We start from the raw sequence: 12,427 nt of genomic DNA, 5'->3' as shown, positions 1-12,427 counted from the left end.
CTCGCCTGGTTGGTCTTTTGTAATCCATTTAGTGTTCAGCCGAAACAGAAGAAACCGTCTTCTTCTGGCGTGGTTTAATGAAGGGATAAATGATAAAACCGGCAAGGAACAAGCCAAGGCCAAGGCCAAATGTTCTCAAGTCTGCGGTCCCGGTTTTGATGATCCAGATGGAATAGACAAGAGCAATAATGGCAATTAATCCATCCTTCCACCGGCTGACTTTCATGCCCTCCAATGCTTCCCCTTTGAGTGTAAGCTTGAGGAAGAACGCCGCTGAAACAAGATATGGAATCAAATAGGCGAGCGTAGCGGCAGTTGTTAAGAACGTATAGGCCTGACTGATGGTTCCTGAGATGGTTGAAAAAATTAATAGTTGTGACATGGCATTCGTTACAGTCAAGGAACGGACAGGGCTCCCTTTTCTATTAACTTTTGCAAAATAGGAAGGAAACACCCCTTTTCTCGCTGCCTGAAAGGGAACTTCAGAACTCATTAGGATCCATCCGATCGTTGCACCGAACAAGGAAACAAGCGCGAGCAGTGCCATGAAGTTTGCACCTGCGCTTCCAATCAAGGCGGAAAGAGCATCAACGAACGGTTTGTCTGATGCCTTCAGCACATCTTGCGGCAAAATACCCATCATGAGAAGTGTGATCGCCATATAGATCACAAGAGCCACGATGAGCCCAAAGATTGTTGCACGGCTTACATCCCGCTGGGACTTGGCACGGCCGGACAAAACAACCGCCGATTCGATCCCGATAAACGCCCAGAGCGTGGAAATCGCGGCCATTTGGACCTGGCTGAACAATCCGTGTGAAGCACCGGCATTGTCAGTGACCGGCGTGTAAAACTGACCAAAATTTGAGGATTGAAACGCAAAAACAGCTGCGACAATAAAGAGCGCAAATCCGGCGACCTTGGATGCTGTCGCAATAAAGTTCAACTTTCCGGCTCCATTCATACTGCTTACTAAAATAAGGTGAATGCCCCAAAGTAAAACCGTACAAACCACAAATGTAATCAGATGTCCCAGAGAAATTTTCTGTGAACCGATGGAGAAAACCGTGTTCCCTGCTTTCATGATCGGCAAAAACGTGGAAAGGTAGCCGGCGAAGCTTGTTACCATTGCCACATTACTGATCCAGTTGGCAACCCAATAGCCCCATACCATGCTGAAGCTGGCTATGTTTCCAGCCTTTTCTGATTGAAACAAAGCTTTCGCGTAGCTTTGCGGACCCGCTGTTAAATCGGGACGACGGATCGACAGTTTGCTGAAGATTAGAGCGATCATCATGACGCAAAAGCCCGTAACAAGCCATGCAATCGTTACTCCCAGCGGACTTGCAGTCTGGGCCAGGGTGCTCGGCAGCATAAAAATCCCCGATCCAACCATATTTCCGATAACGAAGGCGGCCAACAGCCAAAATCCCCATTTTTTCGTTGTATCCATTAAACATTTCCTTCCGTATATATGAGAACGCAAAAAAACGCAAGGTTTTTCACCACCGCGCCTCTTGAGAAACCATTTTTGATAATTTATTACTTTACCATGGTAGAATATCAGATAACTAAAGATACGTCAATCATATTGAAGATAATACACGGTCTTCTTTCCTTTACCCGTACTCGGTAAATTCATTTATTGAAGCCAACTTTGTCGAATTTCCGGGCGACTTTCCCACTTTTCCGAGCAATTGCCCGCCTTTCATCCCCACACCACCACAAAAAAACAACCCGCCACATCCCTAGTGGCGGGTTTCAACAAACTGAAAGTTATTTCTTCGTCCTCCGATGGTGATGAATGAATGCGTCAGCATAGAGCCATCTGCCTTTTTACGAACACCGTTCAGCAGGATGCCATCTGTGATGCCTGTCGCGACAAAAAAACACCGGTCACTTCTCACCAGATCATCCATCCGTAAAATACAATCTGGATCGCTCAACCCCATTCCAACACAGCGATTGAACTCCTCCTCATTCTGGCAAACGAGCTGAGCCTGAAAATCTCCACCAAGACTTCGCAGAGCAGTTGCAGCGATGACACCCTCTGGCGCCCCGCCTGTACCTACAAGCAGATCGACACCAATGTCCTCAATTCCAGTGGCGATTGCCCCTGTAACGTCACCGTCCGAAAAGAGTTTTACCTTAGCTCCTGCCTCAAACACCTCTTGGATCAGGGATTGATGACGGCTCCGGTCTTGAATCATGACCGTAACCTCACTGACGTCTTTTCCAAGGGAACGAGCGACCGAGCGAATATTCTCCGTTAATGGTGCCTCAATATCTATCTTTCCTTTCGCTTTCGGACCAACTGCTATTTTTCTCATATACATATCCGGCGCATGAAGCAAATGCTCTTTTTCGGCAACGGCAATCACCGTCAAAGCATTATCCTGTCCTTTTGACATTAAGGTTGTTCCTTCCACCGGATCGACCGCGATGTCTACCTTAGGGCCACTGCCTGTTCCCACACGTTCACCGATGTACAGCATCGGTGCCTCGTCCAATTCTCCTTCGCCAATCACAACGGTCCCGTCCATCGCAATAGATCCCATTCTTGTACGCATGGCTTCAGTTCCCGCGCCGTCCGCTTCATTTTTCTTTCCTTTGCCGACCCAGGGATACGAGGCGATGGCAGCTTCCTGTGCAACCGCGAGAAAATCCATCGCCAATTGCTGAATATCCTCTTTATTATCCAATTTCATGCTCATGCTATCCTTCCCCACCTTTTTATGGACATAGAAAAAGAGGGCGGCCTCCTGACGGTTTTTCAGTTCAGCTGCCCTCATGCTTTTTACGTATTAAGCCGTCTGGACGGATGTCATTACCGATTCAAATGCTTTTAAAATAAGGTACGAAGAAGTGGCGCCAGGGTCCTGATTGCCGAGTGAACGCTCTCCCAAACGGCTGGACCTTCCTTTTTTCGATAAAAGATCTTTCGTCGATTCCATGCCTTCCTTTCCAGATGCTACCGCTTTTGAAAACGCCTCTGCAAAAATGCCGGAACGCGCATATTCCTGTTTTAGCGTATCCAGTGCAGGCTGCAGCGTGTCGATCATCGTTTTATCTCCCACTTCCGCCTGTCCTCTTTCCTTGATACCTTCTATAAAAGCGGTCCAGAAGTTGTTAAGATCTTCTCCGGTAAGTTCACTTTTTCCCTGGACTTCCTTTCCTCCACGCAGAAACCCTGTTGCATAAAGAGGACCTACCGTTGATCCGACCGCACTCAGGAAGGTACGGCCAGCGGAGATGCTGATTTTTCCGCAATCATTTTCATCTTTCCATTCATTATCCAATTTTTCCTGAACGGCCTGCCAGCCTATGGACATGGTCACACCATGGTCACCATCACCAAGCTTACGGTCGAGCTCGGACAAGTAGTCTTTATTTTCCTCAATCGTTTCAACCACACTCTGTAAAAAGGCTTTTAATTCTTTTGCTGAAAAAGACATGTGATCTCCTCCTTATCGTTGAACATACATCGGACAATCCGCCGCTGCATCTACAAATTCTGTTAGTTCATCATCAAGCTTAATCAAGGTAACGGAACATCCACCCATTTCAAGTGAAGTACTGTAATCACCCACAAAAGAACGATGTATGGTGATGCCCTTTTCGTTTAAGATTAGTTCAACTCTTCGGTAAACAATATAAAGTTCCATTTTGGTGGTCGATCCTAAGCCGTTTACAAGAACAGCGACTTTTTCTCCTTCGCCGATTGGCATATCAGCCAGAATATCCTGAACGAGGCGATCCGCCACCTGGTCTGCAGGCTGGAGATCTCCCTTTTCCACTCCTGGTTCGCCATGATGCCCCAGGCCGATTTCCATCTCGTTTTCTTCCAATTCAAAGCTCGGTTTTCCCGTTTGCGGAAGTGAACAGGGTGAAAGTCCGACTCCCATCGTACGGGTATGATCATTTGCCTTATTGGCTGCCCGAACCACTTCTTCCAGACTGTATCCCTTTTCAGAGGCGGCTCCTGCCACCTTTGTGACAAAAAATTCTCCGGCAATGCCGCGGCGCTTTTCCTTTTCTTCTTTCGGAGCTGAAGCAACGTCATCCGTTACAATGACTTTTCCGACCTGGATGTCCGCTTCAAGCTCAGCCAGTTCAGCCGCCATGCCAAAGTTCATGAGGTCTCCTGCGTAATTTCCATATACGTAGATGACGCCCGCTCCTTTATCAATCGCCTTTGTTGCTTCAAGAATCGGATCCGGCGGTGGTGAAGCGAAAATATTTCCAACCGCAACACCGTCTGCCATCCCGGTACCGACATAGCCCATAAAAGCTGGTTCGTGTCCGGATCCACCCCCGATTAAAACACCGACCTTTCCTTCTTTTGTTTCCTTGGCGGTTACAATCGAGCGTCCGTTTTCCTCCAGTACCCGGACATGATGCGGGTGAGCTTTAGCATAGCCTTCAATCATTTCTTCAACGACTCGGTTTGGATTATTTATAAGTTTTTTCATGCGGTGCATTCTCCCCTTTTAAAAACTCTTGCTCCTTGTCTGTGATCTGCTGTACCTTTCTTCCAGAATTGCCCCCGGAGAAGTGAGATCCAAGATACATTTTCACCACCTGTTTGGCGACTTCGACACCGATGACTTTTGCTCCCATCGTTAAAATCTGGGCGTTGTTGCTTAACTGTGCCCGTTCTGCTGAATACGTATCATGGCAAAGGGCTGCCCGGATGCCGGGTACTTTTCCTGCAGCGATGGCTACACCAATCCCGGTGCCACAGCATAAAATTCCACGGTCCAGCTTGTTCTTCATAATGTCCTGGCCGACTTCAAAAGCCACTTCCGGATAATCCACCTCAGAGCATGAATGGCAGCCATAATCAATGACTTCGTGCCCCAATTCTTTTATATAGCTTTTTACGCTTTCTTTCATATCAAAGGCATTATGGTCAGAACCCAATCCTATCCTCATTATGCAACTCCCTTTCTCTCTATTTTTGATGTATCAATACTACGCTTTTTGTACGTTTTGAAATTCCTCCTGGGAGACTCTTTCCGCTTCTTCTGCTTCTTTCTTGGAAAGGGTGACAAATTTCATCAGCACGGCACTGATCAAATAAAGGCCTGTGTAAATCCAGATCACACCCACTGTATCCACCAATCCGATAAAGGCCCCAACAATTGCAGGTCCTACAAAGGTACTCAATCCTGCACCAAGATTAAGGATGGACATCGCTGCGCCGCGGTTTTCCGGAGCAAGTGACGGAATGAGTGCGGATAATGGAACGAAGCCGGCAAGACAAGCGCCATAGCATGCGGCAACGGCGGTAGCTACAAAATAGTTCGGACCAGCCGCCAGCGGAACATAATAGAATGCTGCTGTGAAAACGGCGCATCCCACACCGCCAAACCACATGACCGTGTTTCTCCAGCCCAGCTTGTCACCTACAATACCGAATATCAGGTTAAAAATGATGTTGCTCGTCCACAGTGAACCATAGATCTGCAGCCATTCGGAACGCGTAAAGCCCAAGTCCATCATGAATGCAGGCATAAAGACCACAAATCCATAAGCTGCTGATGTGTTGATGGTTCGAACGATTCCGCCCATACCGATTTTCGGATTTTCAAAAGCAATGGTTACGCCTTTTAAAAGATACTTGATGGCTTCACTTTTATTTTCAAATTTCTTGCTGTGGTTTTTGTCCTTGTTCAGGAAAATCGCAACAGTCGCACCAAGCAGAACGAAGATGAGTGCACTCCAAAGGGTTTTCATTTCTCCCAAAACCGGAAGCGCAAAGCTAGAATAGTAGGCTCCAAGGACGTTCAATCCGCCGCTGAATGCGAACCAGAACCAGCCCACCGCTGTTCCAAGCTTATCGGATGGCGCATAGTACGTTACCCATACGAGGAACGAATAGGCGAAAAGCGGATAGCCGAGCCCCCGTAATGCATAGGTTGGTAGAATGATGGCCAGGTTCATACTGGTGATTCCGAACGTAAGGAAAACCAGTGTTCCGGCTACAAACAGGGAAAGCCCAAGCATCATCGCTTTTCTCGGACCGAGCACTTCCGCAAGAACCCCGGAAAGCCAGGCCGCTACCGCTACCGCAAAGCCATATACACTAAAGACCAGCGCGGACTGCTGCACGGATAACCCATGATCTGTAAAGTAAGAAGATAGCCATCCCAGTTCAAGGCCGTCTCCCATCATAAAAATCAATACGCCGAAATAACCTAAAGCCATTTTCCGGTCCATGCCCAATTTACCTAATAGCCCGTCCATTTTGTTTCCTCCCCTGCTCATTTTTATAAAGAAGCGGCTGCCTCTTCTACAGCCGCCCGATGGTTACAGATTTGGGTTAAGCACAACTTTCAGAGATTTTGCTCCGTTTTTCACCAACTGGAATCCTTCCTCAAAATCCTCCAAAGGAAGCGTGTGGGTGACAACACCTTCTGTTGGTAAATCTCCATTGGAAATGCCTGTAATGACATGTTCATAGCAGTATGGTCCTAGGTGGGATCCAAGCACATCAAGCTCTTTCCGGTCGCTGATGATGCTCCAGTCTACCGTCACAGGCTCCTTGAATACGCTGAACTCCACAAAACGGCCGAGCTTGCGGATCATCGTTAACCCTTGTTCTACCGATTTTTGTGCTCCTGTGGCCTCAATATAAATGTCACAGCCATAGCCGTCGGTCAGTTCTTTTACAATTGCATTCACATCATCCTTAGCCGGATTGAGTACCATGTCCGCTCCAAACTTTTTAGCCAGCTCCAGCCTCTCTTCAAAAAGATCCAGAACAATCAATTTTCCTGGTCCTGACTTCTTGATTGCGCCAATCATACCAAGCCCGAGTGTACCGGCACCCGCCAGCACGACGACATCACCGAGCTGAATCTGTGCACGCTGTACAGCGTGGAAGGAACATGCATACGGTTCAATCAGAATGGCTTTTTCGATCGGAAGTTCATCAGGCACCTTGTAGTTAATCGCTTCCTTCGTGAATTTCATGTATTCCGCCATGGCACCGTTTACATTATTCTGAAAGCCGTATAAATCATGCTTCTCGCACATCCAGTATTGTCCTCGGTTACAGAAGCGGCAACCCCAGCAAGGAACGATTTGTTCTGAAATGACGCGTTCCCCTACTTCAAATTCGGTAACTCCTTCGCCAAGCTCCACCACATGGCCGATAAATTCATGACCCGGAATCATAGGCGCTTTAATATAAGCCGGCTGCTTTTCATCACCCCAGAAGCTTGGTGCCCCGTCAAATGCTTTCAAGTCTCCTGCGCAAATCCCGCAAGCTTCGACTTTTACCAGGATTTCACCTTCCCCAACCTCGGGAACCGGAACCGTTTCAAAGCGGTAATCTCCCGGTGAATAAGCGACTACAGCCTTCATGGTTTTTAGGAATACTTGTATTCTTTGCTTCTTGATCCGCTACGGTTTTCATATTCATGACAATCTCTCCCTTAAATAGATTTTTAAAAGCCCCTTTATAGATAACGCTTTCATTTCTCTTAGAATAAATCCCTTTCCTCCTCTTTTTTGTTATTGTATTTTTTCTTTTTCTATCGTTTGTTTTCGATATTGCGGTGTATTGGGTCTATTATAATCACCATTTGTTTAAATAGTCAATTAATTTTTGATTATTTTATAATTTATTTTCACTTTGTTTTGTTTTATTATTGATTTACAATGTTTATGAAAGATGGTGTAATAGAATAATAAAAGTAAAACGATTACAAAAATGAATTTTACTAATTGATTTGTAGGTGATCTTAGTGGGAAAAATGTTTGTACCTGAACGCCGGAGAGTCATTCTTAATAGATTGAATGAAAGCCAGCGAGTATCCATTAAAGAACTCGCTAAGGAAATTCAAGTATCGGAAGCGACCCTGCGTACCGATTTAACAAAAATGGAAGAAGAGGGATTGCTCAAGCGCACACATGGAGGTGCGGTGCTCGCCGATTCTTCCGATAATGAAACAAGCTTCTCCATCCGTGAAAAGAAAAACAAAATCGAAAAATCCGCCATCGCCAAGGAAGCAGCAGCCATGCTGGAAAACGGACAATGTATCATGCTTGATGCAAGTTCTACCGCTCTTGAGCTGGCCCGAATCCTGAAAGATAAGCCCATCCGCCTGATCGTTGTAACCAGTGGCATCAATACCGCTCTTGAACTGAACGAGCACCCGGACATCACTGTAATTTTACTCGGCGGCATTGTAAAACGAGGCTCTCACTCTTTAGAAGGAACCCTTGGCGTAAACATTTTGAACCAGATCAACATCGACCTTCTGTTTACGTCGGCCAACGGCTTTTCACTCGAGTCCGGGTTGACCGATTTTAGCGTATACGAAGTTGAACTGAAAAAAGCCATGGTGAAGGCAAGCAAAAAAGTTGTAGCTCTGCTCGACCACTCCAAATTTTTCAAAAACTCGATTGCGTCCTTTGCCTCTCTCGACGATATCGACATCATCATTACGGACAGCATTGAGGCAAACAGCCAAAAACCCGTTTTGGCGGAACATGGAGTGGAACTGATTACGATTGAAACGGAATAAAGAAAAGCAGCCGCACTAATGATTAGTGAGCTGCTTTTTTCGTTTTTTACCAGATGGTATATCCGCCATCCACAAGAAAGGTAGAACCGGTGGCAAATGTGGAAGCATCGGATGCCAGATAGATGGCCAATCCGCCGAGTTCATGAGGTTCACCGAGCCGTTTCATCGGCACCAAGTCCAGGACGTGTGCCAGTTCACCGCCAGGAGCAAAAATGGGTTTTGTCATTTCCGTTTTCATATATCCAGGGGCAATGGCATTAACCCTGATGTTATAAGGTGCCCATTCAGATGCCAGACACTTGGTCATCATGGCTACAGCCGCTTTTGATGCATTGTACGCACATTGCGCTTCGGTGTTGGCAATGAAGCTTGACATGGAAGCCATATTAATGACAGAGCCGCCACCCTGATCCTTCATCACTTTTCCCACATATTTGGATAAAAGGAAAACCCCATTCACGTTTACATCCATCGTTTTCTTCCAATCTTCCAGACTCTGCTCTTCAACCGTGATCTTCTGACAAATGCCGGCGTTATTGACGAGAATATCAATCTTACCGAAACCGCTTACAATTTCATCAATACAGCCTTTTACTTCTTCCTCCTGCGTGACGTCCAATTGAAGTCCAAGTGTTTTCACCCCATGAGCGGTAAGCTCTTCAGCACTCTGCTTCGCCGTGTCACGATCCATATCCGCGATGACAACGTTCGAACCCGCCTGGGCCAGGGCATCGGCCATTGCTTTTCCAAGTCCTCGTCCTCCCCCAGTGACAAGAGTTGTCTTCCCCTTCAAGCTAAAAAGCTGCTGATAGTCCATACATATCCTCCTCAAAATAAAAGTTATGTAGAATTCTATCATTTGTTTTCACTTTGTCAATTTTATTTTTGTTTTATTTCGTTTAAAACAAAAACATCCTGCGATAAAACAGGATGCCTACACTTACTTCTTCAATTTCTTTAACCCATGCATCAGCGACTTTTTTTCCTGTCCGAAAAAATTATGAACCTCCAGATAGTAACTGTATAATTCCTCGTAAATCTTCACATGTTCAGGAATCGGCTTGTATGTCTCTTCCTTCACGCGAGCCATATGTTGGGCCGCATCAAAAATGGAATCATAGCCCCCTGCCTTGCTTCCGGCCGCTACGGCCCCGTACATGGCAGCACCAAGTGCTGTCGTCTGGCTGGAGTCAGCGACCTTGATTTCGCGGTTGGTCACATCTGCATAAATTTGCATCAAAAGGCGGTTTCGTTCAGGCAGGCCCCCTACCGCAAAGATTTCATCCACCGCCACTCCGCCATGAACAAAGCTTTCAATAATCTTTTTGGTGCCAAAGGCGGTGGACTCGATCAACGCCCTGTAGATTTCTTCGGGTTTGGTGGCCAGGGTTAACCCGATGATTGCTCCTGATAACTGGGAGTCGACCAATACCGAGCGGTTTCCGTTCCACCAATCCAGCGCGATCAGCCCGGTCTGTCCCGGTTGATATGCAGCCGCTTTTCTTTCAAGCAGCTGATGCACATTCAGTCCCGCTTTCTCCGCCTCTTTTTTTACATAACCGGGAACAGCCTGATCCACATACCACGCAAATGAATCACCGACGGCAACTTGTCCTGTCTCAAAGCTGATGTATCCGGGAATGATGCCATCCTCCACACTTCCGCAGACTCCTGTGATCGGTTGATCTTTGTCTGTGATCAACATGTGGCAGGTGGAGGTGCCCATTGCCATAACCATCTGTCCCGGCCGGACAGCGCCCGCTGCAGGGACACCTGCATGAGCATCAATAATCCCTACCGCTATAGCTATACCTGGTTTCAGTCCCAACACTTGAGCCATTTCTCCGGTCAGTTCGCCTGCTTTTTCACCAATGGAAAGCACGTCTCCGCGCATCTTCGTTTCCAAAATATCTTCAAGACGGGAGTCCACCGCAGTGAAAAATTCAGATGAAGGATAGCCTTCTTTTTTGTTCCAGAATGCTTTGTATCCGGTGGTGTTGCTGCTTCGGTGCAAACTCCCGGTCAGTCTGCTTGTCAGCCAGTCGCACGCTTCCATAAACAGATCCGCTTCCTCAAACACTTTAGGTGCCTCCCGCAGAATCTGCAATATCTTCGGAAACATCCACTCCGATGATATCTTCCCGCCATACCGTTTGAGAAAGGTTTCTCCTCTTTCTTCAGCCACTTCCGTAAAATCATCCGCTTCCGGCTGTGCCGCATGGTGCTTCCACAGCTTTACATAGCTGTGCGGCTCATTCTCCCATTTTTCCTGAAAACAAAGCGCCTCTCTTTTACGGTCGAGTGGCAGAATGGTAGATGCGGTAAAATCAATTCCTAAACCAATGACATCATCTGAAGACACATCTGCCTTTTCAAGAACGGCAGGCACGGACTCGGAGAGCACATCCAGATAATCTCCGGGATGCTGCAGCGCCCAGTCCGCATCAAGTGGTGTTCCTCCTGGCAAGGTTTCGTCCATCACACCATGTTTGTAAGCGGTCACATTTGTGGCTACTTCTTTTCCCGAACTGACTTCAACAAGTAATACACGGCCTGACTCGGTTCCATAGTCAACGCCAATCACGTATTTTTTACCCATAACAGCTTCCCCCTCTGATCCATTTTCTCTTTTGTAGAATACTACTATATTTTTGATCAACGCAAAGAAACAACCTCAATTTGCTTTTATCGCTTTAAAAAATACCACCATAGCCTTTGTCCGAAACGCGGTATCCTGCGTGACCAGCGTGAAGGGGCGTCGTATGGGAAAACCTGGAATATCAAAGACCTTCAGCCTTACTAATTCCAGCTCCTTGCGGATTGCCGATGTCGAGAGAAAAGATATTCCGAGTCCTGCCTCAACGGATTCCTTAATGATCTGTGTGCTTCCAAACTCCATTATGGTTTCCGGAATGAGCTTATGGTCTGCAAACATTTGCTCCGTCACCTCACGGGTTCCAGATCCTTGTTCCCTTACAATCCATATTTCTTCATCAAGGTCAGAAAAAGAAACAGATTCCTTCCCCGCCAGATCATGTTCAGCTTGCCGTGAAAATTGGTGAATTGAAACTTATTTTAAAGCAGCGTTCCCAGGACTTTTGCCCAGTGTAAATATGCCTTCAAATGTTCTTCACATTCTCGTGTAAACAATACGATTCGCCCTTTTTTACGTTTCCCATTTGGAATATGAATTTCTTTTTTCATCGCAGCAAATTCCCCCATACGGATTCCGGTGGAAAATAATACTTCGATTACCGCTCTTTCCTGAACATTGCCTTCAACTAGCTCCCTTAATTGGTGTAACTGATTAAGTTGCAAATAACGAGGAATGGTCTCCGCAACTGCTGCAGGCTCAACCAGTGCTCCCTGTTCATAGGAAAGACCCCTCGGGCATTTTATGGACCATGTTCTCATCAACCATTGTATACTCTGAGAAACCTCCGCCGCCCCCGGACAAACCATGAAAACTAATAAATCACAAAGGTTATATTTCCCTAGCTTACAGGCGTCACATTCTCCACATCTAAGTATCGGCTCCACTACTACCGGATCATCTACTTTTACTTTTGTAACACCATCACCGCAACGAACTTTGTCGATCTCACAAAACAAAAAAGCACCGCTAATTTCTCAGCAGTGCTTTCATTTGCCCGGCAACGTCCTACTCTAACAGGGGGAAGCCCCCAACTACCATCGGCGCAAAAGAGCTTAACTTCCGTGTTCGGTATGGGAACGGGTGTGACCTCTTCGCTATTGCCACCAGACATCTATCGATTTGTGATCAACGGCGATTTTCTTCGTCAGCTTCACTCCTCCTCTTCCTCATGTACGGTAAAGTACACTCCGGAGAGTCGTCGTTTTGCTTCCTCGAATCTCTTGTCGCTGACAAA

At 46.7% G+C, this 12,427-nt stretch carries 11 protein-coding genes, 1 rRNA gene and 1 pseudogene; 1 reads left to right on the top strand and 12 read right to left on the bottom strand.

Annotated elements, in window-relative coordinates:
- Positions 1-28: 28 nt before the first annotated feature.
- The 7 genes from AS030_RS10550 to AS030_RS10520 all read right to left on the bottom strand — a co-directional run bounded on the left by AS030_RS10550 (position 29) and on the right by AS030_RS10520 (position 7,371).
- Positions 29-1,453, bottom strand: coding sequence for an amino acid permease (locus AS030_RS10550; protein ID WP_061971741.1), 1,425 nt, complete (start codon positions 1,451-1,453; stop codon positions 29-31).
- 295 nt (positions 1,454-1,748) lie between these two features.
- Entirely contained in the window at positions 1,749-2,714 is a 966-nt protein-coding gene (gene glpX, locus AS030_RS10545) for a class II fructose-bisphosphatase (RefSeq protein WP_061971739.1), read from the bottom strand.
- 90 nt (positions 2,715-2,804) lie between these two features.
- Positions 2,805-3,455 carry a dihydroxyacetone kinase subunit DhaL gene (gene dhaL / locus AS030_RS10540; protein ID WP_061971737.1) on the bottom strand — a complete coding sequence of 217 codons (651 nt, stop codon included), beginning with the start codon at positions 3,453-3,455 and terminating at the stop codon, positions 2,805-2,807.
- 12 nt (positions 3,456-3,467) lie between these two features.
- Positions 3,468-4,472, bottom strand: a complete 1,005-nt coding sequence (locus AS030_RS10535; protein WP_061971735.1) for a dihydroxyacetone kinase subunit DhaK — start codon at positions 4,470-4,472, stop codon at positions 3,468-3,470.
- Positions 4,453-4,935 carry a ribose 5-phosphate isomerase B gene (gene rpiB / locus AS030_RS10530; RefSeq protein WP_061971733.1) on the bottom strand — a complete coding sequence of 161 codons (483 nt, stop codon included), beginning with the start codon at positions 4,933-4,935 and terminating at the stop codon, positions 4,453-4,455. The genes AS030_RS10535 and rpiB overlap by 20 nt, the downstream gene beginning before the upstream one ends.
- Positions 4,936-4,974: 39 nt before the next feature.
- Positions 4,975-6,249 carry an MFS transporter gene (locus AS030_RS10525; protein ID WP_240482314.1) on the bottom strand — a complete coding sequence of 425 codons (1,275 nt, stop codon included), beginning with the start codon at positions 6,247-6,249 and terminating at the stop codon, positions 4,975-4,977.
- A 63-nt stretch (positions 6,250-6,312) separates the two neighbouring features.
- Positions 6,313-7,371: an MDR/zinc-dependent alcohol dehydrogenase-like family protein gene (locus tag AS030_RS10520; protein ID WP_061971730.1), complete on the bottom strand. Its 1,059-nt coding sequence runs from the start codon at positions 7,369-7,371 to the stop codon at positions 6,313-6,315.
- 392 nt (positions 7,372-7,763) lie between these two features.
- Between AS030_RS10520 and AS030_RS10515 the strand changes: the two genes are divergently transcribed.
- Positions 7,764-8,537, top strand: a complete 774-nt coding sequence (locus tag AS030_RS10515; RefSeq protein WP_061972874.1) for a DeoR/GlpR family DNA-binding transcription regulator — start codon at positions 7,764-7,766, stop codon at positions 8,535-8,537.
- A 46-nt stretch (positions 8,538-8,583) separates the two neighbouring features.
- Here AS030_RS10515 and AS030_RS10510 read toward each other — a convergent pair whose 3' ends face one another.
- From AS030_RS10510 to rrf, 5 genes and pseudogenes are all read right to left on the bottom strand, one after another.
- Positions 8,584-9,354, bottom strand: coding sequence for an SDR family NAD(P)-dependent oxidoreductase (locus AS030_RS10510; protein WP_061971728.1), 771 nt, complete (start codon positions 9,352-9,354; stop codon positions 8,584-8,586).
- Positions 9,355-9,477: 123 nt separating this feature from the next.
- The gene (locus AS030_RS10505; protein ID WP_061971726.1) at positions 9,478-11,136 is read right to left on the bottom strand and encodes a ribulokinase; all 1,659 of its coding nucleotides are present in this window, start codon (positions 11,134-11,136) and stop codon (positions 9,478-9,480) included.
- Between the two features lie 75 nt (positions 11,137-11,211).
- Entirely contained in the window at positions 11,212-11,568 is a 357-nt protein-coding gene (locus tag AS030_RS10500; protein WP_276203861.1) for a LysR substrate-binding domain-containing protein, read from the bottom strand.
- A 305-nt stretch (positions 11,569-11,873) separates the two neighbouring features.
- A pseudogene (locus AS030_RS23015) lies at positions 11,874-12,128 on the bottom strand (alcohol dehydrogenase catalytic domain-containing protein); the annotation flags it as partial.
- A 57-nt stretch (positions 12,129-12,185) separates the two neighbouring features.
- A 5S ribosomal RNA gene (gene rrf, locus AS030_RS10490) occupies positions 12,186-12,301 on the bottom strand.
- Positions 12,302-12,427 lie beyond the last annotated feature (126 nt).

Origin of the sequence: Fictibacillus enclensis (genome assembly GCF_001457035.1) — a bacterium.
GTDB lineage: Bacteria > Bacillota > Bacilli > Bacillales > Fictibacillaceae > Fictibacillus_C > Fictibacillus_C enclensis.
Note: the sequence above shows the minus strand (reverse complement) of the source record. Positions and strands in the feature narration are given on the sequence as shown.